General features: G+C 41.7%; 21 protein-coding genes, 5 tRNA genes and 1 pseudogene. 1 reads left to right on the top strand and 26 read right to left on the bottom strand.

Annotated elements, in window-relative coordinates; translation table 11 throughout:
• The 21 genes and pseudogenes from Q0R52_RS13135 to Q0R52_RS13235 all read right to left on the bottom strand — a co-directional run.
• A pseudogene (locus tag Q0R52_RS13135) lies at positions 1-1,236 on the bottom strand (DNA-directed RNA polymerase subunit beta'); the annotation flags it as partial.
• Between the two features lie 117 nt (positions 1,237-1,353).
• Positions 1,354-5,157 carry a DNA-directed RNA polymerase subunit beta gene (gene rpoB / locus Q0R52_RS13140; RefSeq protein ID WP_252789920.1) on the bottom strand — a complete coding sequence of 1,268 codons (3,804 nt, stop codon included), beginning with the start codon at positions 5,155-5,157 and terminating at the stop codon, positions 1,354-1,356.
• 168 nt (positions 5,158-5,325) lie between these two features.
• Complete coding sequence (gene rplL, locus Q0R52_RS13145) at positions 5,326-5,709, bottom strand: 50S ribosomal protein L7/L12 (protein ID WP_252789919.1); 384 nt, start codon at positions 5,707-5,709, stop codon at positions 5,326-5,328.
• A gap of 62 nt (positions 5,710-5,771) precedes the next feature.
• Positions 5,772-6,290 carry a 50S ribosomal protein L10 gene (rplJ, locus tag Q0R52_RS13150; protein WP_252789918.1) on the bottom strand — a complete coding sequence of 173 codons (519 nt, stop codon included), beginning with the start codon at positions 6,288-6,290 and terminating at the stop codon, positions 5,772-5,774.
• A 3-nt stretch (positions 6,291-6,293) separates the two neighbouring features.
• Positions 6,294-6,992, bottom strand: coding sequence for a 50S ribosomal protein L1 (gene rplA / locus Q0R52_RS13155; RefSeq protein WP_252789917.1), 699 nt, complete (start codon positions 6,990-6,992; stop codon positions 6,294-6,296).
• Positions 6,993-7,019: 27 nt separating this feature from the next.
• Positions 7,020-7,460, bottom strand: a complete 441-nt coding sequence (rplK, locus tag Q0R52_RS13160) for a 50S ribosomal protein L11 (protein ID WP_252789916.1) — start codon at positions 7,458-7,460, stop codon at positions 7,020-7,022.
• Between the two features lie 174 nt (positions 7,461-7,634).
• Positions 7,635-8,177, bottom strand: a complete 543-nt coding sequence (gene nusG, locus Q0R52_RS13165; protein ID WP_252789915.1) for a transcription termination/antitermination protein NusG — start codon at positions 8,175-8,177, stop codon at positions 7,635-7,637.
• A gap of 14 nt (positions 8,178-8,191) precedes the next feature.
• Positions 8,192-8,386: a preprotein translocase subunit SecE gene (gene secE / locus Q0R52_RS13170; RefSeq protein WP_252789914.1), complete on the bottom strand. Its 195-nt coding sequence runs from the start codon at positions 8,384-8,386 to the stop codon at positions 8,192-8,194.
• Positions 8,387-8,409: 23 nt separating this feature from the next.
• Positions 8,410-8,480, bottom strand: a tRNA-Trp gene (locus Q0R52_RS13175).
• Between the two features lie 125 nt (positions 8,481-8,605).
• Positions 8,606-9,793, bottom strand: coding sequence for an elongation factor Tu (gene tuf / locus Q0R52_RS13180; RefSeq protein WP_252789913.1), 1,188 nt, complete (start codon positions 9,791-9,793; stop codon positions 8,606-8,608).
• A 71-nt stretch (positions 9,794-9,864) separates the two neighbouring features.
• Positions 9,865-9,936, bottom strand: a tRNA-Thr gene (locus Q0R52_RS13185).
• Between the two features lie 125 nt (positions 9,937-10,061).
• Positions 10,062-10,134, bottom strand: a tRNA-Gly gene (locus Q0R52_RS13190).
• A gap of 97 nt (positions 10,135-10,231) precedes the next feature.
• A tRNA-Tyr gene (locus tag Q0R52_RS13195) sits at positions 10,232-10,312 on the bottom strand.
• A 66-nt stretch (positions 10,313-10,378) separates the two neighbouring features.
• Positions 10,379-10,451, bottom strand: a tRNA-Thr gene (locus Q0R52_RS13200).
• Between the two features lie 244 nt (positions 10,452-10,695).
• Positions 10,696-11,043, bottom strand: coding sequence for a ribosome-associated translation inhibitor RaiA (raiA, locus tag Q0R52_RS13205; RefSeq protein WP_252789912.1), 348 nt, complete (start codon positions 11,041-11,043; stop codon positions 10,696-10,698).
• Between the two features lie 13 nt (positions 11,044-11,056).
• The gene (locus Q0R52_RS13210) at positions 11,057-11,971 is read right to left on the bottom strand and encodes a tyrosine-type recombinase/integrase (protein WP_295795128.1); all 915 of its coding nucleotides are present in this window, start codon (positions 11,969-11,971) and stop codon (positions 11,057-11,059) included.
• 84 nt (positions 11,972-12,055) lie between these two features.
• Entirely contained in the window at positions 12,056-12,250 is a 195-nt protein-coding gene (rpsU, locus tag Q0R52_RS13215; RefSeq protein ID WP_094570052.1) for a 30S ribosomal protein S21, read from the bottom strand.
• 151 nt (positions 12,251-12,401) lie between these two features.
• Positions 12,402-13,574, bottom strand: a complete 1,173-nt coding sequence (locus Q0R52_RS13220) for an acyl-CoA dehydrogenase (RefSeq protein ID WP_295795130.1) — start codon at positions 13,572-13,574, stop codon at positions 12,402-12,404.
• A 134-nt stretch (positions 13,575-13,708) separates the two neighbouring features.
• Positions 13,709-14,023 carry a hypothetical protein gene (locus Q0R52_RS13225; RefSeq protein ID WP_252789910.1) on the bottom strand — a complete coding sequence of 105 codons (315 nt, stop codon included), beginning with the start codon at positions 14,021-14,023 and terminating at the stop codon, positions 13,709-13,711.
• Between the two features lie 9 nt (positions 14,024-14,032).
• Entirely contained in the window at positions 14,033-14,560 is a 528-nt protein-coding gene (locus Q0R52_RS13230; protein WP_295795131.1) for an adenine phosphoribosyltransferase, read from the bottom strand.
• Complete coding sequence (locus tag Q0R52_RS13235; RefSeq protein ID WP_295795132.1) at positions 14,557-15,432, bottom strand: helix-hairpin-helix domain-containing protein; 876 nt, start codon at positions 15,430-15,432, stop codon at positions 14,557-14,559. The genes Q0R52_RS13230 and Q0R52_RS13235 overlap by 4 nt, the downstream gene beginning before the upstream one ends.
• A 77-nt stretch (positions 15,433-15,509) precedes the next feature.
• Between Q0R52_RS13235 and Q0R52_RS13240 the strand changes: the two genes are divergently transcribed.
• Positions 15,510-17,264 carry a lysophospholipid acyltransferase family protein gene (locus Q0R52_RS13240; protein WP_295795134.1) on the top strand — a complete coding sequence of 585 codons (1,755 nt, stop codon included), beginning with the start codon at positions 15,510-15,512 and terminating at the stop codon, positions 17,262-17,264.
• A 114-nt stretch (positions 17,265-17,378) separates the two neighbouring features.
• Here the strand turns inward: Q0R52_RS13240 and Q0R52_RS13245 are convergent, their stop codons facing one another.
• From Q0R52_RS13245 to pheT, 5 genes are all read right to left on the bottom strand, one after another.
• On the bottom strand, positions 17,379-17,897 hold the full coding sequence (locus Q0R52_RS13245) for an Mpo1-like protein (RefSeq protein ID WP_295795632.1): 519 nt from the start codon (positions 17,895-17,897) through the stop codon (positions 17,379-17,381).
• An 87-nt stretch (positions 17,898-17,984) separates the two neighbouring features.
• Positions 17,985-19,553 (bottom strand): ribonuclease Y, encoded by a 1,569-nt coding sequence (gene rny, locus Q0R52_RS13250; protein ID WP_295795136.1) that lies wholly within the window; start codon positions 19,551-19,553, stop codon positions 17,985-17,987.
• 221 nt (positions 19,554-19,774) lie between these two features.
• Positions 19,775-20,068 (bottom strand): cell division protein ZapA, encoded by a 294-nt coding sequence (locus Q0R52_RS13255; protein WP_252789905.1) that lies wholly within the window; start codon positions 20,066-20,068, stop codon positions 19,775-19,777.
• Positions 20,069-20,088: 20 nt separating this feature from the next.
• Entirely contained in the window at positions 20,089-20,376 is a 288-nt protein-coding gene (locus Q0R52_RS13260; protein WP_252789904.1) for a hypothetical protein, read from the bottom strand.
• Between the two features lie 174 nt (positions 20,377-20,550).
• Positions 20,551-22,950: a phenylalanine--tRNA ligase subunit beta gene (gene pheT, locus Q0R52_RS13265; RefSeq protein ID WP_295795137.1), complete on the bottom strand. Its 2,400-nt coding sequence runs from the start codon at positions 22,948-22,950 to the stop codon at positions 20,551-20,553.
• Between the last annotated feature and the right edge of the window lie 53 nt (positions 22,951-23,003).

Here is a 23,003-nt window from a genome sequence, read left to right on the forward strand (position 1 = left end):
TTTGGCAGATTTTACTGTTTTAACCACACCACGCTCAATCATTTTGCGGATGATAAATGGTTTAAACAGCTCGGCAGCCATATCTTTTGGTAAACCGCACTCGTGTAATTTAAGGTTTGGCCCTACAACAATTACCGAACGGGCAGAATAATCCACACGTTTACCTAATAAGTTTTGACGGAAACGGCCTTGTTTACCTTTCAGGATATCTGAAAGTGATTTCAATGCACGGTTACCTTCAGTTTTAACCGCGTTAACTTTACGTGAGTTGTCAAATAACGAATCTACAGCTTCCTGTAACATACGTTTTTCGTTACGTAAAATAACTTCCGGTGCTTTGATCTCGATCAAACGTTTTAAACGGTTGTTACGGATAATTACACGGCGGTAAAGGTCATTCAAATCTGAAGTAGCGAAACGACCACCTTCTAAAGGCACTAACGGACGCAACTCAGGCGGGATAACCGGAACTATCTTAACAATCATCCACTCAGGGTTATTTTCAATCCTGGTTTTTGCATCACGGAAAGCCTCAACAACCTGTAAGCGTTTTAATGCTTCGTTTTTACGTTGTTGTGAAGTTTCGTTTGCTGCCTGGTGGCGTAAGCTAAATGAAAGCTCATCCAAATCAAGGCGTTTTAATAATTCCTCTAAAGCCTCGGCACCCATTTTGGCAACAAATTTCTGAGGATCTTTGTCGTCAAGGTACTGGTTCTCTTTTGGAAGGGTATCTAATACGTCAAGGTATTCTTCTTCAGTAAGGAAATCCATTTTGTTGATTCCGTCTGATTCTTTAATACCTGCCTGTATTACTACATAACGTTCGTAGTAAATGATCAGATCAAGTCTTTTTGTTGGTAAGCCCAATAAGTAACCAATTTTGTTTGGCAACGAACGGAAGTACCAGATATGCGCAACAGGCACCACCAGGTTGATGTGGCCCATACGCTCGCGACGCACTTTCTTTTCGGTTACTTCAACACCGCAACGGTCGCAAACAATACCCTTGTAACGGATACGTTTGTATTTACCGCAATGGCACTCATAATCTTTAACCGGACCAAAAATACGCTCGCAGAATAAACCATCACGCTCAGGCTTGTAGGTCCTGTAGTTAATGGTTTCAGGTTTTAAAACTTCACCGCTTGAACGCTCCAGTATAGATTCAGGCGAAGCTAAACTGATGGTAATTGTGGTGAAATTACTCTTGATTTTATTATCCTTTTTGTAAGACATAGTCTCCTTTGTTTTTAATTGTTGTTGAAAGGTTGGAATGTTGCAAAGTTGAAATGTTGTAAGGTTTTAATGCTGCGATAAATTACAGATTCAAACCTTACAACTTTACAACAACCTTTATTCTAACGTTATATCCAAACCTAAACCTCTTAATTCGTGAACCAATACGTTGAATGATTCAGGAACTGAAGGTGTTGGCAGGTTTTCGCCTTTAACAATAGCCTCATATGTTTTGGCACGGCCGATAACATCATCCGATTTAACGGTTAATATTTCCTGCAGTATGTTCGATGCACCGAATGCTTCCAGTGCCCAAACCTCCATCTCACCAAAACGCTGACCACCAAACTGGGCTTTACCACCCAATGGCTGTTGTGTAATTAATGAGTATGGCCCAATTGAACGTGCGTGCATCTTATCGTCAACCATGTGGCCCAGTTTCAGCATGTAGATAATACCTACAGTGGTCTGCTGGTCAAAACGGTCGCCGGTCAAGCCATTGTACAGGTAAGTACGGCCTGATTCAGGTAAGTTTGCCTTTTTAACCCACTCTTCCACTTCTTCATGGCTTGCACCATCAAAAATCGGGGTTGCGAATTTAATTCCAAGCTCTTTACCAGCCCAGCCTAATACTGTTTCGTAAATCTGGCCCAGGTTCATACGTGAAGGTACACCCAGCGGGTTCAACACAATATCAACCGGTGTTCCGTCTTCAAGGAAAGGCATATCTTCGTCACGTACAATACGTGCAACAATACCTTTGTTACCGTGACGGCCCGCCATTTTATCACCCACTTTAAGCTTACGCTTTTTAGCGATGTAAACTTTAGCCATTTGAACTATACCTGATGGCAGCTCATCACCCACGCTGATAGCGAATTTATCACGACGGTAAGCACCCAGTTCCTCATTCAACTTAATGTTGTAGTTGTGAAGCAAGGTTTTTATCTGGTCGTTTTTATCGTCATCAGTTGTCCACTTGGTTGGGTTAATATTTTCATAGTTAAGCTCAACCAGTATCTTTTGAGTGAATTTTACACCTTTAGGCACATGCAGTTCTTTGTAAACGTTGTAAACACCTTGTGATGTTTTGCCGTTCACTATCTCAAATAACTTCTCAATTAAAGTATTTTTAAGATCTTTTACTGCTTTGTCGTGCTTGTTATCAAGTTTCTCCAACTGTGCTTTTTCTTCGGCTTTCGAAGTTTTCTTAGCACGGCTGAACAATTTAGTATCAATAACCACACCTGCGATAGATGGAGGAGTTTTCAGGGATGCATCTTTAACATCGCCTGCCTTGTCGCCAAATATAGCACGTAACAGTTTTTCCTCCGGTGATGGGTCTGATTCGCCTTTTGGAGTAATCTTACCAATCAGGATGTCGCCTTCTTTAACCTCAGCACCTACACGGATGATACCGTCTTCGTCAAGGTCTTTGGTAGCTTCTTCTGATACGTTAGGGATATCCGGTGTCAATTCCTCTTCACCACGCTTGGTATCACGCACTTCAAGCTCAAACTCTTCAACGTGAAGCGATGTAAATATATCCTGCGATACTACACGCTCAGATATTACAATCGCATCCTCAAAGTTATAACCTTGCCAAGGCATGAACGCCACTTTCAGGTTACGGCCAAGGGCCAGCTCACCTGCCTGTGTTGCATATCCTTCGCAAAGCACCTCTCCTTTTGATACCCTCTGGCCTTTTTTAACGATAGGCTTAAGGTTCATGGTAGTGCTCTGGTTAGTTTTCTTAAACTTGGTTAACCTGTAGCTTCTTGTATCGCCATCAAAAGAGATTAAGCGGTCGAGTTCGTTACGGTCATATTTTATACGGATTTCGTTTGCATCAACATACTCAACCACACCATCGCCTTCAGCGTTGATCAGCGTACGAGAGTCTTTCGCAACACGGCCTTCCAAACCTGTACCAACAATAGGAGCTTCAGGGCGCAATAAAGGCACTGCCTGGCGCTGCATGTTCGAACCCATCAACGCACGGTTAGCATCATCATGTTCAAGGAACGGAATCAACGACGCAGCAATTGATGTAATCTGGTTCGGAGCAATATCCATTAGATCCAGTTTCTCAGGATCAATAATCGGGAAGTCACCTTCAAAACGTGCTTTAACTTTAGGTAGTGCAAATACACCTTTATCGTCATAATGCGCGTTTGCCTGGCCGATAGTTTTACCGTCTTCATCTTCAGCAGATAAATAGATAACATCTTCCTGCACCTGCACTTTACCGTCAACCACACGTTTGTATGGAGTTTCGATAAAGCCTAAATTATTGATTTTCGCGTGTACGCAAAGTGAAGATATCAAACCAATATTCGGTCCTTCCGGAGTTTCAATAGTACATAACCTACCGTAGTGGGTATAGTGTACGTCACGAACCTCGAAACCTGCACGCTCACGTGACAGACCACCGGGCCCAAGGGCTGACAGACGACGCTTGTGCGTAATCTCTGCCAGTGGATTGGTTTGGTCCATAAACTGTGAAAGCTGGTTGGTACCGAAGAACGAGTTGATAACCGATGACAGTGTACGAGCGTTGATTAGGTCGGTTGGTGTAAACACCTCGTTGTCACGAATATTCATACGCTCGCGGATGGTACGTGCCATACGCGCTAAACCAACACCAAACTGTGCATAAAGCTGCTCACCAACGGTACGTACACGACGGTTTGACAAGTGATCAATATCATCCACCTCTGCTTTTGAGTTGATTAACTTGATCAAATATTTAACAATCGCGATGATGTCCTGCTTGGTTAAAACTTTAGTCTCGTCGCTGGTAGTCAACTTCAATTTCCGGTTAATGCGGTAACGTCCCACATCGCCCAAATCATATCTTTTATCAGAGAAGAATAAACGATCGATGATACCACGGGCAGTTTCCTCGTCAGGTGGTTCAGCGTTACGCAATTGACGGTAGATATGCTCAACCGCCTCTTTCTCCGAATTCGAAGTATCTTTTTGTAAAGTGTTATATATAATGGTGTAATCACCGCTGGTAGCAGCATCTTCCTTGTTCAGGATGATGGTTTTAACACCTGCGTCAATAATCATATCGATATGATCATCTTCCAGCACGGTTTCACGCTCCAGGATAATTTCGTTACGGTCAATAGAAACAACCTCGCCGGTATCTTCGTCCACAAAGTCTTCAACCCATTTTTTCAACACCCTTGCAGCAAGCTTACGGCCAATGAATTTCTTCAGGCCTGATTTGCTTACTTTAACCTCGTCGGCCAATTCAAACAATTCTAATATATCTTTATCAGAGTCGTAACCAATTGCGCGCAGCAAAGTAGTAACCGGGAATTTCTTTTTACGGTCGATGTAAGCATACATCACGTTGTTAACGTCGGTAGCAAACTCAATCCATGAACCTTTGAAAGGGATAACACGGGCAGAGTATAATTTTGTACCGTTAGTGTGGCGGCTTTGGCCAAAAAATACACCTGGCGAACGGTGTAACTGCGATACAATTACACGCTCGGCACCATTGATAACAAAGGTACCTTTGGGTGTCATATAAGGGATAGTTCCCAGGTATACATCCTGTACAATAGTTTCAAAGTCTTCGTGTTCCTCATCGTTACACGACAGGCGAAGCTTGGCTTTTAAAGGCACACTGTAAGTTAATCCGCGCTCAATACATTCCTGTATATCGTAACGTGGCGGATCAATAAAGTAATCAAGAAACTCTAAAACGAAGATGTTTCTTGAATCGGAGATAGGAAAATTTTCAGCAAACACTTTAAACAAACCTTCTTTGTAGCGGTTGTCTGAGGTAGTTTCCAATTGAAAAAATTCCTGGAAAGATTGCAACTGCACATCAAGAAAATCGGGATAATCCAATACCTTTCTGCTGGTCGCAAAATTTACTCTTTGATTAATTTTGTTTGCCAAGGGAATAAAATTTTAGTTTATTAATAAACTGGTGTAGATGTTTTCTGGTAGATGTTGATATTCAGAATATTACCGAAATCACTAAAAAGCAATAACCTGAACTATATAAACAGCAATAGACCCCGACCAAAAAGGTCGGAGTCTGATGCCATTTTATTATGGGTTAACTTATTTAACCTCAACTACTGCTCCGGCTTCTTCTAATTGTTTTTTAAGAGATTCAGCTTCTTCTTTAGTAACACCAGTTTTTACTTCTTTAGGTGCACCATCAACTAAGTCTTTAGCTTCTTTCAAACCAAGGCCGGTTAGGTCTTTTACTAATTTAACAACTGCTAATTTAGCGCCACCTGCTTCTTTCAGGATAACGTCAAATGCAGTTTGAACTGCAGCTTCAGCAGGTGCGTCATCGCCACCAGCAGGAGCAGCAGCAACAGCAACAGCTGCAGCAGCAGGCTCAATACCATACTCGTCTTTTAAGATCTGAGCTAATTCGTTTACTTCCTTTACTGTTAAGTTTACCAACTGTTCAGCAAACGCTTTTAAATCCGCCATTTTATTTTAAATTTTACTTTTAATGCTTTTTGTTTTTTAATATCGAACTTTTAGGTGTCCGGTTAACCTCTTTCCTGTAATGTTTTTACAACGCCTGCCAATATATTTCCGCCTGATTGCAGTGCCGAAATAACATTCTTAGCTGGTGATTGCAATAATCCAATGATTTCTCCAACCAGTTGTTCTTTTGATTTCAATGCAATCAAAGTGTCTATCTGGTTATCACCGATAAATATCGCTGAATCAATGTAAGCTGCTTTTAAAATCGGTTTGTCACTTTTCTTCCTTAACTGCTTAATCAACTTTGCCGGGGCAGTAGCTGATTTTGAGAAAAGAATTGAAGATGAACCTTTTAAAACATCAAACATCTGGGTGTAATCGCCACCGGCAGCTTCCATAGCCTTTTGTATCAGGCTGTTTTTTGCTACTTTCATGGTAATGTCGCTTTCGAAACATTTACGGCGAATATCATTTACTTTTGCAACCGTCAAATTTGAGGTGTCAGTAATATAAAAATTACCAAAATCCTTCATTTGTTCAGTAAGGGCGATTACTAATTCGTGTTTTTCTTCTTTAGTCATGATTTAGATCCCCGCTACTGTTTTAGTTTCAATTTCAATTCCAGGCGACATGGTTGAAGAGATATGAATACTCTTAAAATATGTTCCTTTTGCTGCTGAAGGTTTTAATTTCGAAATCACCTGTAATACTTCAAGTGCATTTTCGTAAATTTTATCAGCAGGGAAAGATACTTTTCCTATTGAGGCATGGATGATGCCGGTTTTATCAACCTTGAAGTCAATTTTACCACCTTTAACCTCAGTTACAGCTTTCCCAACTTCGGGAGTTACTGTACCTGATTTTGGGTTTGGCATAAGGTTACGCGGGCCTAAAATACGACCTAAACGACCAACCTTCGCCATAACACTTGGCATAGTGATGATAATATCAACATCAGTCCATCCACCTTCAATTTTGGCAATATAATCATCCAAACCTACGTAATCTGCACCTGCATCTTTAGCTTCTTGTTCCTTATCAGGAGTACAAAGCACCAATACACGTACAGTTTTACCGGTTCCATGAGGTAAGGTTGCAATACCACGCACCATTTGATTGGCTTTACGCGGATCAACACCTAAACGAACATCAATATCAACAGATGAATCAAATTTGGTATTAGTAATATCTTTTACCAAAGATGTTGCATCCTGTAAGGAATACGCCTTGTTTGCCTCAATTTTGGAGACTGCCACTTTTTGATTTTTTGTTAATCTAGCCACTGTCTTAAACTGATTTGTATAAATTAATTAATTCCAGGGTGCCGTACCTGATACGGTTATCCCCATACTGCGGGCAGTTCCTGCCACCATTTTCATGGCTGATTCTACTGTAAATGCATTCAAATCCACCATTTTATCTTTGGCTATCGTCTCAACCTGGGTCCAGTTTACACTGGCTACCTTTTTACGGTTGGGTTCGGCCGAACCACTCTTTAAACCTGTTGCTTCCAGTAACTGGATTGCAACGGGAGGAGTTTTAATGATAAATTCGAAAGATTTGTCAACATAAACAGTAATAAGCACAGGAAGCACTTTACCAGGTTTATCCTGGGTACGTGCATTGAATTGCTTGCAAAATTCCATTATGTTCACACCCTTTGCACCCAATGCTGGGCCAATTGGGGGTGATGGATTTGCAGCGCCACCCTTTACCTGCAGCTTCACCATCGCACCGACTTCTTTTGCCATTTTTATTTATTTAATTTGTAACTCAATGTTAGTAAGTGGAAGCTAAGTAACATTTAAGATCTTTGATGATTTCGAATTTCGGATGTTCCATTTCGGATTTACCACCTTCAACACAAAATCGTATATTTTTTATATTTAAATTCCGATATCGAAAATCCGACATCCGAAATTTCACTACTCTTTCTCTACCTGCATGTAATTTAATTCAAGCGGTGTACGGCGCCCGAATATTTTTACCATAACTTTCAGTTTTTTCTTTTCTTCGTTAATCTCTTCAATAACGCCGCTGAAACCATTGAAAGGGCCGTCCATAACTTTCACACCCTCGCCCACAAAATATGGAACGTTCATTGTTTCGCCTTGTGCAGTCATTTCGTCAACCTTACCTAAAATACGGCTAACTTCTGCCTGGCGCATCGGGATGGCGTTACCTTGTTTGTCGCCCAAAAAGCCAATTACGCTATTAATGTTTTTGATGATGTGTTCAATTTCGGCATCAAGCTGCGCCTCCATCAACACGTAGCCGGGCAAAATATTGCGTTCTTTTGCAATCTTTTTCCCGTCGCGCATCTGGTAATATTTTTCAGTAGGTATTAAAACCTGCGGAACTAAATGTGTAATACCCAAGCGATTAATTTCGGCGTCGATATATTGCTTTACCTTTTTTTCCTTGCCGCTTATAGCCCGCACCACATACCATTTTAATTGATCACTCATCGTTACTTAATTAATTAGGTTAGTGATGTATAAAACTGCTGCAGCAAAAAGTGTATGCTTTGATCCATTAACGAAATTATTAATGCAATTATAAGCGCCGCAACCAATACCAGGATCGAACTGTTTTGCAGGTCTCTCCAGGTTGGCCAGGTAACTTTTTCGGTTAGCTCAATATAGCTCTCTTTAATATACTCAGATACGTTAGCCATCTTTTTAGTTTACTGTATTAATGCACGGGAACAAGGATTCGAACCCTGATCAAAGGTTTTGGAGACCTCTATTCTACCATTGAACTATTCCCGTTTATTAGTATATCCTCAAAGGGATGTTTTTTATTAACAAAGTACTTAGCTAAAAAGCTAAGTACTTTGCGTTGAAATTAACCCTAACCTAACCTTAATCTCCGCCTTTCGGCAGAGGTTAGGGGGTTATTTTAAAATTTCAGTTACCTGGCCGGCACCTACTGTTCTGCCACCTTCACGGATAGCGAAACGTAAGCCTTTTTCCATAGCGATAGCGTTGATCAGCTTTACAGTGATGGTAACGTTATCACCTGGCATAACCATTTCTACACCTTCAGCCAATGAAATCTCACCGGTTACGTCAGTTGTACGGAAATAGAATTGCGGACGGTATTTATTGAAGAATGGAGTGTGACGGCCACCTTCTGCTTTTGATAATACGTAAACTTCTGCTTTAAAATCAGTGTGCGGGTTAACTGAACCTGGTTTGCAAATAACCATACCACGACGGATATCTGTTTTTTCAATACCACGTAACAATAAACCTACGTTGTCACCAGCTTCGCCACGATCAAGGATCTTGCGGAACATTTCAACACCTGTTACAGTTGATTTTAAGTTTTCAGCACCCATACCAAGGATGTCAACTTGCTCGCCTGAGTTGATAACACCACGCTCAATACGACCAGTTGCAACAGTACCACGACCAGTGATCGAGAATACGTCTTCAACAGGCATTAAGAATGGAAGCTCAGTTAAACGCGGAGGAATTGGAATGTAGCTATCTACAGCATCCATTAACTCCATAATCTTACCAACCCACATTGGATCGCCGTTCAAGCCACCAAGAGCCGAACCTTGAATAACAGGGATATCATCACCAGGGAAATCATAGAACGATAATAATTCGCGGATTTCCATTTCAACTAATTCTAATAATTCAGGATCATCAACCATATCCACTTTGTTCATGAATACAACCAATGAAGGTACACCTACCTGGCGTGCTAACAGGATGTGCTCGCGAGTTTGTGGCATCGGACCATCTGTTGCAGCCACTACTATAATCGCACCGTCCATTTGTGCAGCACCTGTAACCATGTTTTTTACATAGTCAGCGTGACCCGGACAATCTACGTGAGCATAGTGACGGTTTGCAGTTGAATACTCAACGTGCGCTGTGTTAATAGTAATACCACGTTCTTTTTCTTCAGGAGCTGAGTCAATTGAATCAAATGAACGGGCTTCTGATAAACCTGCATCACTTAATACTTTTGTGATAGCCGCTGTAAGGGTTGTTTTGCCGTGGTCAACGTGACCGATAGTACCGATGTTTAAGTGCGGTTTACTGCGGTCAAACTTTTCTTTTGCCATGATTTATTTTATTATTTGTAGGTTAATTTATACTTAAAAATGCATTCTATTATATACTTGTTATAATATTGAGCCAACAATGGGATTTGAACCCATGACCTCTTCCTTACCAAGGAAGTGCTCTACCCCTGAGCTACGTCGGCTAATTTCGATTTCGGAATTCGGATGTTCGATTTCGGATTTAAATCCTTTGTCAACAATTCACCCGGCGTCCAGCCATCTTTTTTAAACGTCCGAAATCGAAATTTCGAAATCCGACATATTATTGAGCGGAAGACGAGGTTCGAACTCGCGACCTATAGCTTGGAAGGCTATCGCTCTACCAACTGAGCTACTTCCGCTTTTTAATTAATGAATGAATTAGCGAATTAGTGATTTATCGAATTATAAAAATTCAATCACCAATTCACTAATTCAACCCTCACTAATTCATTTCTGTGGGGGGAGAAGGATTCGAACCTTCGTAGCCGAAGCAACGGATTTACAGTCCGTCCCATTTGACCGCTCTGGTATCCCCCCATTTGTTGATTTCGGATTTGCAATGTCCAAAGTTGAAGCTAAACATTACGCTTCCGAAATTAACAGAGCCTCCTATCGGGATCGAACCAATGACCTACTGATTACAAGTCAGTCGCTCTACCAGCTGAGCTAAGGAGGCTTAATTTATTACCCTTTTAATTCCATCAGTTAATTTAACATCGGAATTATACCGGTTAATTAATAAGGCTGTATTTTTTTATTTTAAAGAACCAACCCTTTTAACTTGGAGAGGCGTGTTACATACCTCTCTGAAAGGGATTGCAAATTTACACATTTTTAATGCTGAACAAAATTTATTTTCTAAAAAAAAATCGGCGGGCTGATACCCACCGATTTAAATAAAAAAATACTGTTTATTTAACTTAAAACTCGTCCTCTGTGGCTAATAAAACTGCCTTTTTTGCGGCAGCCGCGGCAACGGTTTTCTTTTGTTTATGCTTTTCAATTTGTTTTCTCAGGCTCTCAATTGCCAGGTCGGTAGCTTCTTCAAACGTTTTACATTGCTCTTTGGCAAATATTTGATTCCCCGGCAGCATCAGTTTAATCTCCGTTATTTTATTGGCTTCATCTTCAACATTCTCTAATTTCAGGTAAACCTCACCACTTATAATGTGGTCGTAATAGGTGTCAAGCTTATCGGTCTTCTTCTGAATAAAATCCAATAACTTCTTGTCTGCATTAAAACGAATAGATTGCACTGTGATTTTCATGATTCCTCCTTTGTTAAGCCTTTGGATGGGCTTGTTTGTAAATAGACTTTAATCGTTCAACGGAATTGTGTGTATAAATTTGGGTTGCGCTTAGGTTGGCATGGCCCAAAAGTTCTTTAATAGCATTTAAATCGGCTCCCCTGTTTAACAGGCTGGTGGCAAAGGTATGCCGCAGCACATGCGGGCTTCTCTTATTTTGGGTTGATATATAAGATAGATACTTCTGCACTATTAAATAAATGAGCTTTGAATAAGCATTGGCTCCTTTATCTGTAACGATTAACGTTAACGAATTGTTACCGAAAAAATCCTGCTTTTTCTTTAACTCCTGGTATTCAGCTATTAATAATTTCAACTCATTGTTTACCGGGATAATGCGTTCCTTATTACGCTTACCCAAAACCTTTATGGTGCCTTCGTAAACGTTTATATCGGTATCCTTAACGCCCAGTAGCTCCGAAAGGCGCATGCCGGTGCCAAATAGCATTTCAATCACCAGTTTATCCCGCAGGCCTTTAAAATCGTGGCTAAACACCTCGTTTTCGTCAAGCATTTGAGTTAGCTTGACATCTTCAACAATAACAGGTAAGTTTTTAGGGATTTTGGGCGTATTGATTTTTGACGCGGGGTTTATTTCAATTACCCCTTCCTGCACCATAAATTTAAAATACTTGCGCAGCGTAGCTATTTTACGATTTACCGAACGGGCTAAAATTTTATGGTTCATTAGCTCAACCATCCAGTTACGGATATGATAATGCGTAATTTGGTTAGGATGTGTAATTTCAGGAACTGGCGGTGGTATTGTGTTATCGGGGTTGTTCAGAAACGACACGAACTGGTCAAGGTCTGATTGATAGGCCGATACAGTGTGCGGGGAGTACCTCTTTTCGAACTTAATATAGCGGATAAAACGGTCTATAAACATAAAAACTACTTGTACATCCGAATGATGAATGTACAAATAGTTTTGATATTTTGATTAGAAAATCGAAAAATTCTTTTGCAAGAATTAAACGGTTGGTTCTAAGTTCATATTCTGCTTGTAGATGGCGTGTTTAATTTCGTGACGACGGGTAATTGATTTTTTCTCAAATGCCTGGCGACTGCGAAGTTCTCTTAAAACACCGGTCTTTTCAAATTTCTTCTTGAAGCGTTTCAATGCTTTATCTAATGATTCGCCGTCTTTTACGTTAATAATGATCATAATTCCCAAATACCTCCTTTCAGGGAGGGCAAAGGTAAGTAATTGTTTTTGAATGTGAAAGGGGTTTGTTGAAATGTTTTAAAGTTGTAAAGTTGTTGCAGGCTATAATTTAATAACATTTCAACTTTGCAACATTTCAACCTTGCAACCCTTACTTCAACACTTCCCTACTTATCACAATCTTCTGTATCTCACTCGTCCCCTCACCTATTGTGCATAGTTTGGCATCGCGGTAATATTTTTCAACCGGGAAATCTTTGGTATAACCATAGCCGCCAAATATCTGTACGGCCTCTGTAGCGGTACGCACAGCAACCTCCGATGCAAAGTACTTCGCCATTGCCGACTGTTTTGTAACCGGCATGTGCCTGTTTTTCAAATCGGCAGCCTGCATTATCAACAGTTCGGCTGCTTCTATTTCGGTAGCCATGTCAGCCAGTTTAAAGGCGATACCCTGAAAATTACTTATTGCTTGCCCAAACTGCTTGCGTTCTTTTGAGTAAGCCACAGCAGCTTCAAAAGCACCTTTGGCAATACCTAATGATAAAGCAGCGATAGATATACGGCCGCCATCAAGCACCTTCATTGCCTGCTTAAAGCCCTCGCCTTCTACGCCTAATAAATTTTCTTTTGGTACGCGGCAATTATCAAATATCAGCTCAGTGGTTTCGGATGCACGCATACCCAGCTTGTTTTCTTTTTTGCCATGGGTAAAGCCGGGAGTACCTTTTTCAATAACAATAGCTGATATTCCTTTCGAATCGCCCTTCTCCCCTGTCCTTACCATTACCACAGCTACGTTGCCCGATTTGCCGTGGGTAATCCAGTTTTTTGAACCATTTACAATATAGTGGTCGCCATCTAAAACGGCAGTTGTGTTCATTCCCATTGCATCCGACCCGGTGTTAGCTTCAGTTAGGCCCCATGCACCCAGCCATTCAGCAGTCGCAAGTTTGGGCAACCAGCGGTGCTTTTGTTCCTCGCTGCCAAAGGCAAGGATGTGACCTGTACATAATGAATTATGTGCTGCAAGCGATAAACCGATAGAGCCGCAAACTTTTGCTATTTCAACAATAACAGTTACGTATTCAAAATACCCAAAACCTGAGCCACCATATTCTGCGGGCACAAACACGCTCATCATACCCAGTTCGCCTAGTTGCTTGAATAAATCAATTGGGAAATGCTGCGTCTCATCCCATTCCATCACATGCGGACGAATATGTTTTTCGGCAAAATCCCTGGCCATCTGGCCTATCATTTTTTGATTATCGTTTATAGAAAAATCGTACCCGGCAGGTACATCGGTGAGCAAAGAATCCATGTATTTATAATTGATTTTTAGCAAAGTAACATAATATTTTACGCATTGGTTTGCTTATAACAACTATGAAAAGGGACACTTTTGGTATATGGTATGAATTGTAGGTTTAGGGGGAATAGGGGTATGTACCGAGGTCAAAGCAATTCTAAAATTTCTCCTGTCGCAATCAAATTACTTCCCTCTTGAATTCTCCATTTATTGCCTACAAATAGATATTTATCAATCGGCTGATCTTTAATAAATCTTACAATAACTTCTTTTTCATCACCTGGGCATATTTCTGGATAATCGAAAATCACATCACCTATGTAGGTTATAAGGTAATTATTCACCGGAACCTCAAATACGTGATTTGGCCGATATCCACTAAAAATACACGTTCGTCTTTTGCCGCCTTCCTCGGCGGTTAGGACTTTAATTTTGGCTTTAATTATTACAAGACCAGGCATTTTTATCAATCAATACTCCGCCAACACAACCACCTTATCGCAAACTTCAGCAATCCTTTCTCTCCCGTTCAAAAAACCTAATTCAACCACAAAGGAGAACCCGGCAACAATACCGCCCATTTCCTGTATCAGTTCGCTGGCGGCTAATGCGGTGCCGCCGGTTGCCAACAGGTCGTCGTGTATCAATATATGCTGGCCTGGTTCGAATGCATCGGTATGGAGTTCAATGACGGCTGTGCCGTATTCCAGTTTATAAGCCTTTTGCTTTATGGTGAACGGCAGCTTGCCAGCCTTACGAACCGGCACAAATGGGACGCCTAATTTGGTAGCCAGTGTTAGTCCAAATAAAAAACCCCGGCTTTCTATCCCGGCAATGGCATCAATGTTGGTACCCTGCAATTTTTCGGCAAAGGCATTTACTATGCTTTCGCATAATTGCGGGCTTTTTAATATAGGGGTAATATCCTTGAATATTATTCCCGGCTTCGGGAAATCAGGTATATCGCGTATGGCCGATTTTATTTGCTGCGCTATCATTTATAACTTATATATGGTTCAATTTTACGTAAAATTCCGGCATCCAACAGCACAATATTTTTCAAATTATCTATCGAATTATAATTGCCGTGCTGTTTGCGGTATTCAATTACAGCGTTTACCTGTTTGTAATTCAGATAAGGGAACAACCGCAATTGGTCGAACGATACGGAATTAATGGGTATTTTTTCAATTTTTGCCGGGTTTACTGATACCTGCGATTTTATTTCTTCATATCGCAGTGAGTCCATCCCATAAACTTCCTTCAATTGCTCCTTGCGGCAAAAGCCACCCAATCTGTTGCGGTAACGTAAAATTATTACTGCCGACGCAGGCCCGACACCTCTCAACGCTGTCAGTTTTGTCGAATCGGCGCCGTTTAGTTCGATGATTTCGCCGGGCCTCAGTTTGTTTGACGTATAAACTGCGTCGGGGATACTGATGTATGGCTCCAGTCGCTTATAATCATCAGGGGTGATGGCATATATTTTCTTTAAATCCTGCTTGTTATAAAATCTGCCACCTTTGTCGGTATAATGCTTTATAACTTCTGCCTGGTGCTCATTCAATCCCAATTGTTGCCATTGCGATATAGTTAGGATATTGGGGTTAAAAGGAAACATAACCGGCGGCGTTTTCCTTTCCGTGGTTTCCGGCGCTTCTTTGTCAGGGTCGAAGCCGGATTTGACGCCCGCTTTGTTTAATTGCGCTGCTGCTTTGTTAAAATCTTTGAAATTTATTGTATTATCTTTGCTGAACACCTGATAAACATAGAGCGCGGCAAGTACCAATGCAATCAAAACAACCAGTACAACCAAAGCATTCCATTCCTTTTTGGTTATTGACAGGTAATTTTTTATCCGCGTTTTCATTAACAGGTTTATCAGGGTTAAATTAAATAATTTTTCAGGATATTTATGGCCCTATCAGCAGGGTTTATTTTATAAGTATGAAAGTAATTACCACCGAAGAATTTGCCAAAGCCACCAAGCTGGATAAGCTGCACATGCCCGGGCTGGCCGGCTTACTGATGGAATTAATGAAGATAAACCAGGTAAACGACCTGTTTGCCCAGGCACAGCCAAAGGTAGGCCCCGAGTTTGTTGATGCAATATTAGAAGGCTGCGGCATTGATATCGAGTTTGACGAAAGCGATTTAAAACATATACCCAAAACCGGCGCCTTTATTGCCATAGCCAACCACCCGTACGGCGGCATTGAAGGTATGGTATTGCTAAAGATGCTTTGCATGGTAAGGCCCGATGCCAAACTGATGGCCAACTTCCTGCTCAAAAAAATACCCAACCTTGCCGACTACTTTATCGCCGTAAACCCGTTTGAAAATGTGGAACATTCATCAAGCATCAGCGGCTTAAAAAACACGCTCGAATTGCTTGCCAACGGTACGCCTATTGGCATATTTCCTGCAGGAGAGGTATCTACCTATAAAGTAGATAAACAACAGGTAACCGACAGGCTTTGGCACCCGGTTGTAGGTAAGATAATAGCCAAAGCAAAGGTGCCTGTAGTACCAATTTATTTCCATGGCAATAACGGGCTGCTGTTTAACTTGCTTAGCTTGATACACCCGGCGTTACGTACCGCTAAACTACCGTCTGAACTTTTTAACAAGCACGGGCACACCATTAAACTGCGCATTGGCAAGCCGATAAATGTTGTTGATATACCCGATTACACCAATAGCGCCAAACTGCTTAACTATCTGAGGGCTCGTACCTATGCATTGGGCACCGGGCTTGAAGACGAAAAGAAGATTTTCAACCCGCGGAACCTGTTTAAGATAAAAAAACAGCCTGCCGAAATAGCACCAGCCATTGCCGGCGATATACTTGATAAAGAAATCTCGGCGCTTCGCGATGATTACCGTATTTGGGTTGAAAAAAACTACGAGGTATACATTGCGCCCACAACCCTTATCCCCTGCACTATCCGCGAAATTGGCCGGTTGCGCGAGGTTACCTTCCGCGAGATTGGCGAGGGCACCAACAAATCTATCGACCTGGATGAGTATGATATTTATTACCACCATTTATTTATTTGGGATACCGATGCAAAAATGCTTGTCGGTGCCTACCGTATTGGCCTGGGCGACGAGATATTTTACAGCATAGGCAAAAAGGGGTTCTATGTTTCGGAATTGTTTAAGATAAAATCGCAATTTACACCGGTGCTTAAAAAGAGCATTGAACTGGGCCGGTCGTGGATACGTAAGGAATACCAGTTGAAGCCTTTACCCCTGTTTTTACTTTGGAAAGGCATATTAAAATATTTGATCGATAACCCGCGCTATCGCTATTTAATCGGGCCGGTAAGCATCAGCAACTCTTTCTCCAACTTCTCAAAATCGCTGATTGTAGACTATATTAACCGCAATCACTTTGACGAAGAAATGGCACAGTATGTAAAGCCACGCAAAAAATTCAAAGTTGACCTTGGCAGCATTGATACTGACCTGCTCATGTCGGGAGAGGACAGTTTTAAAGGATTGGATAATTTGATTTCCGAAGTGGAAACCAGGAGCCTAAAAGTACCTGTATTGCTGCGCCAATACATCGGCCTCAATGCTAAAATCATCTGCTTCAACATCGACCCTAAATTTGCCGATTGCCTGGATGGGTTTTTAGTACTTGATTTGGAGAAAGTGCCGCAGGATATCCTGGATAAACTGGGGAAGAATTTGTAGGGAAGAGAGTCAAGAATCAAGAGCCAGGAATCAAGAGCCAGGAATCAAGACCAACAGACGTCGGTATCAAAATCCTCTGCCACCTTCCTGACTCTTGTCTTTTTGATTCTTCTTCTAATATCTTATTGAAAACTTCTTCAATATAAAATGAAGCAGCCAGATAGGACCGATAAGCAAAAACTTAAGATCATCTAAAAAAGAAGGCTTTTTACCCTCGATCTTATGGCCTATAAATTGCCCAACCCATGAAATTACGAAAATACCCAGGCATACCTGCCATATGGCCGGACCACCGGCTTTTTGCCAGGTATCCAGCTCTATAATTCCATAGCTAAAAGCAAATAATATAAGCAGCATTAAGTATGACAACACCGGTGAAAGCTTATAATAGTAATAGATACTGAAACCGATTAAAAACGATGCCCAGTTAACGAAGCCGTTATATCTGCCTAAAAATTTTAAGTAAGGAAACGGAATAGCCCAAAACAACCCCAATAAACTAAATACGATAAGCGGCACACATGCCCAGTGGATACTTTTATTTGTTGGGTTTTGATGGCTTTCGGCGTATTTGTCAAAATAAACATCAACAGGCCGTTTATCTGCTAACGCAGAACCACCACTGGTGTGCATTTTTGCGCTTTTGCCCGAATTATTGTTAGTTGCCACGGTTTATAAATTATAAAACCCTCTCCTTTTACAGAGAGGGTTGCAATTAATTTATTTCGCAAACGCCACCGACCTGGTTTCCCTTATTACGGTAACCTTTATCTGGCCGGGGTATGTCATTTCGGTTTGTATGCGGTTTGATATATCTGCCGCCAATATTTCTGATTGTGCATCGCTTATCTTTTCGCTTTCAACAACCACGCGCAATTCACGACCAGCCTGTATAGCGAATGTTTTCTCAACACCAGGGTATGATAATGCAAGCTCTTCCAGCTCTTTTAAACGCTTGATGTAGCTTTCAACCACCTCGCGGCGTGCACCCGGCCTTGCGCCTGATATGGCATCACAAACCTGTATAATTGGCGACAACATCGAAGTCATTTCCACCTCATCGTGGTGGGCACCTATGGCGTTACAAACTTCAGGATGCTCCTTATATTTTTCGGCCAGCTGCATACCTAAAATTGCGTGCGGCAATTCCGGGTTATCGTCAGGCACTTTACCAATGTCATGCAGTAAGCCGGCGCGTTTGGCAAGCTTAACATTCAAGCCTAACTCAGCCGCCATCGTAGCGCAGAAATTGGCCACCTCGCGTGAGTGCTGCAAAAGGTTTTGCCCGTACGATGAACGGTAACGCATCCTGCCTACCATACGGATAAGCTCCGGGTGCAGGCCGCTAATACCTAAGTCGATTACGGTACGTTCGCCTATTTCAACAATTTCTTCCTCTATCTGCTTTTTGGTTTTGGCAACCACTTCCTCAATACGTGCCGGGTGTATGCGTCCGTCCGTCACCAGGCGGTGCATGGCCAGACGGGCAATCTCCCTGCGGACAGGGTCAAAGCCCGATAAAATAATAGCCTCCGGGGTATCATCCACAATAATTTCTATACCGGTAGCCGCTTCCAATGCACGGATGTTACGACCTTCGCGACCAATGATTCGGCCCTTAATTTCGTCGTTTTCGATATTGAAAATAGAGACTGTATTCTCAATAGCCGCCTCGGTTGCTGTACGCTGAATAGTTTGGATAACTATCTTTTTGGCTTCTTTGGTAGCAGTTAATTTAGCTTCGTCAACAATGTCTTTTATCTGGGCCATCGCCTTGCTGCGGGCTTCTTCACGCAGATTGTCAATCAGTTGATTTTTGGCATCCTCGGCAGATAAGCCTGCAATAGTTTCCAATTGCTGCACGTGCGAATTTTTCAGCACTTCAACTTCTTCCTGCTTTTTAGTAACAATTTCGGTTTGGCGCTCCAAATTTTTACGCAGGTTATCCAACTCAGTATCCTTGCGATTTTGATTCTCGAGGCGTTGGTTTAACGATTGCTCCTTTTGCTTAACGCCGTTTTCACGCTGATTGATAACGTTGTTTTTCTCGTTGATCTGCTGCTCGTGCTCAGCTTTCATCTGCAAAAACTTCTCTTTGGCTTCAAGCAACCTGTTCTTTTTAAGGATTTCAGCATCGTTTTCAGCATCCTTTAAAATCTTTTTTACTTTGCCCTGGGCTGCTACTTCCTGATCTTTGAATAGCTTTTTCAGTAAAAACCGTCCGAGTAAGAACCCCGGTAGTCCCCCTATCAACACTCCGATGATAAGGTATAATAATGTATTACTCATGTCTATAATTGGTATATAATAAAAAAAAACCGCAACTAATTTCTAAGGTTCATGTATCTAAAAACTTCTTTTCGAATATGGACTCACGGCTTCCCGTTTAACCATTACGATTAACGAATCCGCTTCCATCCATCTATATTGAAGCGTTAAGTTTTTAATAGTGAAACTTAAAATTTAACTGCGGTTAAATCTTAATTGCTCTGTTTGTATGTAAAGAACGTTTATTGCTTTGAAAAAAATTCTGATAACAAATAATCCAACTGGTAAACCTTGTCAGTCACTTCGGTATCTTCTACCGAAACCTTCATATCAGCTTTTAACGAGGATGTTGCGTAATGCAGCACACACATCGAAAGCAAGTCCTGTTTATCCCTAACTGCGTAATTTTCCTGGTATTCTTTTATCCGGTCATTAATCAGTTTGGCTGCCCTACGTATTATTTCTTCCTCTTCCATGTTCACCTTTAAGGGGTAAACTCTGTCAGCAATATTTATTTTAATAGAGATTTCTCCCATTTGAGCTATTCACTTTTGTATTATTTCTTCAATAATACAATACACTTATCTATTTCTTGCACAAATTCGTTAATTTTTTGCTTTATGTCAAGACTTTTTTCATTTGTTTCTGAAAATGACTTCGCCATCTTCAATGCGCGGAGCTTTTCATCAAGCTCTTTTGTCTTATTCCGGCTTGCATCCAGCGCCACCGAAAGCGACTGGCTCTCCAGCTTCAACAAGTCATTTTCCTCCTGCAAAGCAGCACAAAGCTCAATTAAGCGCTCCGTTCTTTCAACAATTGAATTTAACTGCTCTGCTAAGGCCATGGTTTAATTAGTGAATTACTGAGTTGGCGAATTAGTGAATTTATTTTTTTGCTAATGTTTTAAGGGCTGAATATATTAATTAATATTTAAATACCAATCACAAATCCCGGAACCCACTTATTTTCAAATTTACAATTACTTAATCATTAATTCACTAATTCACCCATTCACTAATTATTTTCTGATCTCCGCGCCAGCTTCTTTGCCTAAATTATAAATTAACTTTTGCATAATGCTGTCGATGGCTTTATCGGTAAGCGTTTTTTCACTGTCCTGGATGATAAAGCTCAACGCGTACGACTTTTTACCAGACGGCAGCTTGTCGCCTTCATAAACATCAAACACGCTTACATCCTGCAATAGCTTGCGCTCAGTTCTTTCAGCTATTTGTTTAAGCTGGCCAAAGGTTACCGCTTTATCAATCAGCATCGAAAGGTCGCGACGAACCGATGGGAACTTAGGCACATCCTGGAATACAATTTTGTTTTTGCGGACTGCCATTAATATCATGTCGAAATTAAAATCGGCACAAAATACTTCCTTTTCCACATCAACCTTTTTCAAAGCATCTGCCGATACCTTGCCGAATTTAACCAGTTGCTTGCCATTGCGTTTGTATTGCATGCCCCAGGCCAGTTTGCTGCAGGTCGATTCTTCCAGCGTTAGATCGCTGATGTTTAATTTAGTGATAATGCCATCAACAATAGCCTTCAGGTTGTAAAACGATACGGCCTTAGCCTTTTGGTTCCATTGCTCAGGTTTATCAACGCCTGATATAAACAGGGCGAACCTTTGTGTTTCGCTGTATTTATCTTCCTTCAGCTCGTAAACCTTGCCGAACTCGTACAGCTTCAAATCGGCATTGCGGCGATTAGTGTTGTAGGCGATGGCTTCCAAGCCTGAATAGATCAAGGTTTGGCGCATTACGTCCAAATCGCTGCTTAAGGGGTTCAGAATCTTAACCGCTGTATCCAGGTTTGATGAATAAGCCGACTTGGTCAACGAGTTCGACATAATTTCATTAAAGCCATTGGCACTCAGCATATCCGAAATCAAATTCTGAACAGTATCCTTTTCCGGCCTTTGCGAGTTATTTAATGATGCCCTGATTTGCGTAGGGATTTCGATATTGTTATACCCATAGATACGCAGTATTTCTTCCACAATATCCACCTCACGGGTAATGTCCACACGGTATGGTGGTACTTTTAATGAAAGCCCCTCTCCTGTTTCGCCAACAATCTGGATATCCAAAGCGGTTAATATGCCTTTTATTTCGCCATGCGGAATTTCCTTGCCTATCAGCCTGTGGATGTTTTTATAAGTTACCTCAATTTCAAAAGGTGCAACCGGGTTTGGATAGTTGTCTGATATTTCTGACGATATCTTTCCGCCTGCTATTTCCTGTATTAACAGCGCTGCACGTTTAAGGGCAAACACGGTCATATCCGGGTCGGTACCGCGCTCAAAACGGAACGAGGCATCAGTCTTCAGCCCATGGCGTTTCGATGTCTTACGAACTGAAACAGCGTTAAAATAAGCACTCTCTAAAAAGATATTTTTGGTTGATGCCTTTACACCCGAGTCCGCACCGCCAAACACACCGGCTATACACATCGGTGCTTCGGCATTGCCTATCATCAAATCATCGGCGCTGAGTTTGCGCTCCACATCGTCCAAAGTTTTAAAGGTGGTGCCTTCGGGATAGTTTTTTACGATGACCGTATTGCCTGTAATAGCGTCGGCATCAAAAGCGTGCAGGGGCTGACCAAGGTCATGCAGCACGTAGTTAGTCGCATCAACAATATTATTGATAGAACGGATGCCGATAACAGCCAGCCTTTCCTTTATCCATTTTGGTGATTCTTTAACCTCAACGCCTGATATGGTAACACCCGAGTACCTCGGACTTGCAGCCTCATTCTCCACCACAACCTTAACTGTGCGGCAGGTATCATCAACCTTAAATGCCGAAACATCCGGTTTTTTTATGCCGATTTTCAGGAACGCAGCAATATCCCTTGCCGTACCTAAATGCGAAGTTGCATCGGCACGGTTAGGGGTTAGGCCTATTTCGTAAAGGTAATCGTCGTTAAGTTTAAAGTATTCTTTGGCCAGCGAGCCTACTTCAGCATCAGCGTCGAGCACCATGATGCCGGCATGGTCGGTGCCCAGGCCAATTTCATCCTCAGCGCAGATCATCCCTTCGGATACCTCGCCACGTATTTTCGATTTGTTTATTTTAAATGGCTCGCCAACGGTTGGGTATACGGTTGTACCAACGGTAGCCACTACCACTTTTTGACCGGCTGCCACGTTATGTGCGCCGCAAACTATCTGTAAATCTTCACCTGTGCCAACATCAACTTTGGTGACACTTAACCTGTCGGCATTGGGGTGCTGGTAACGCTCCTTTACGAAGCCAATCACCAGGCCTTCCAGTCCACCGGGAACAGCGTGCACTTTTTCGAGGCTCTCCACCTCCAAACCAGTGCCGGTTAATATGGTTGAAATCTCTCCGGGAGTTTTATCGGTATCAATAAATTCTTTAAGCCAATTATACGATATCTTCATTACAGCTAAATGATAATCGGCAAAGATAGGAATTAGTCCGAAAGTCGGGAAGA

It is taken from the genome of Mucilaginibacter sp., from assembly GCF_025359345.1.
Classification (GTDB): domain Bacteria; phylum Bacteroidota; class Bacteroidia; order Sphingobacteriales; family Sphingobacteriaceae; genus Mucilaginibacter.

Bases quoted from the DNA above. Each gene is read 5' to 3' on its own strand.
- rplL (WP_252789919.1), bottom strand. From the start codon at position 5,709: ATGGCGGATTTAAAAGCGTTTGCTGAACAGTTGGTAAACTTAACAGTA.
- rplJ (WP_252789918.1), bottom strand. From the start codon at position 6,290: ATGACTAAAGAAGAAAAACACGAATTAGTAATCGCCCTTACTGAACAA.
- rplK (WP_252789916.1), bottom strand. From the start codon at position 7,460: ATGGCAAAAGAAGTCGGTGCGATGGTGAAGCTGCAGGTAAAGGGTGGC.
- nusG (WP_252789915.1), bottom strand. From the start codon at position 8,177: ATGAGTGATCAATTAAAATGGTATGTGGTGCGGGCTATAAGCGGCAAG.
- secE (WP_252789914.1), bottom strand. From the start codon at position 8,386: ATGGCTAACGTATCTGAGTATATTAAAGAGAGCTATATTGAGCTAACC.
- tuf (WP_252789913.1), bottom strand. From the start codon at position 9,793: ATGGCAAAAGAAAAGTTTGACCGCAGTAAACCGCACTTAAACATCGGT.
- raiA (WP_252789912.1), bottom strand. From the start codon at position 11,043: ATGAAAATCACAGTGCAATCTATTCGTTTTAATGCAGACAAGAAGTTA.
- Q0R52_RS13210 (WP_295795128.1), bottom strand. From the start codon at position 11,971: ATGTTTATAGACCGTTTTATCCGCTATATTAAGTTCGAAAAGAGGTAC.
- rpsU (WP_094570052.1), bottom strand. From the start codon at position 12,250: ATGATCATTATTAACGTAAAAGACGGCGAATCATTAGATAAAGCATTG.
- Q0R52_RS13220 (WP_295795130.1), bottom strand. From the start codon at position 13,574: ATGGATTCTTTGCTCACCGATGTACCTGCCGGGTACGATTTTTCTATA.
- Q0R52_RS13225 (WP_252789910.1), bottom strand. From the start codon at position 14,023: ATGCCTGGTCTTGTAATAATTAAAGCCAAAATTAAAGTCCTAACCGCC.
- Q0R52_RS13230 (WP_295795131.1), bottom strand. From the start codon at position 14,560: ATGATAGCGCAGCAAATAAAATCGGCCATACGCGATATACCTGATTTC.
- Q0R52_RS13235 (WP_295795132.1), bottom strand. From the start codon at position 15,432: ATGAAAACGCGGATAAAAAATTACCTGTCAATAACCAAAAAGGAATGG.
- Q0R52_RS13240 (WP_295795134.1), top strand. From the start codon at position 15,510: ATGAAAGTAATTACCACCGAAGAATTTGCCAAAGCCACCAAGCTGGAT.
- Q0R52_RS13245 (WP_295795632.1), bottom strand. From the start codon at position 17,897: ATGCACACCAGTGGTGGTTCTGCGTTAGCAGATAAACGGCCTGTTGAT.
- rny (WP_295795136.1), bottom strand. From the start codon at position 19,553: ATGAGTAATACATTATTATACCTTATCATCGGAGTGTTGATAGGGGGA.
- Q0R52_RS13255 (WP_252789905.1), bottom strand. From the start codon at position 20,068: ATGGGAGAAATCTCTATTAAAATAAATATTGCTGACAGAGTTTACCCC.
- Q0R52_RS13260 (WP_252789904.1), bottom strand. From the start codon at position 20,376: ATGGCCTTAGCAGAGCAGTTAAATTCAATTGTTGAAAGAACGGAGCGC.
- pheT (WP_295795137.1), bottom strand. From the start codon at position 22,950: ATGAAGATATCGTATAATTGGCTTAAAGAATTTATTGATACCGATAAA.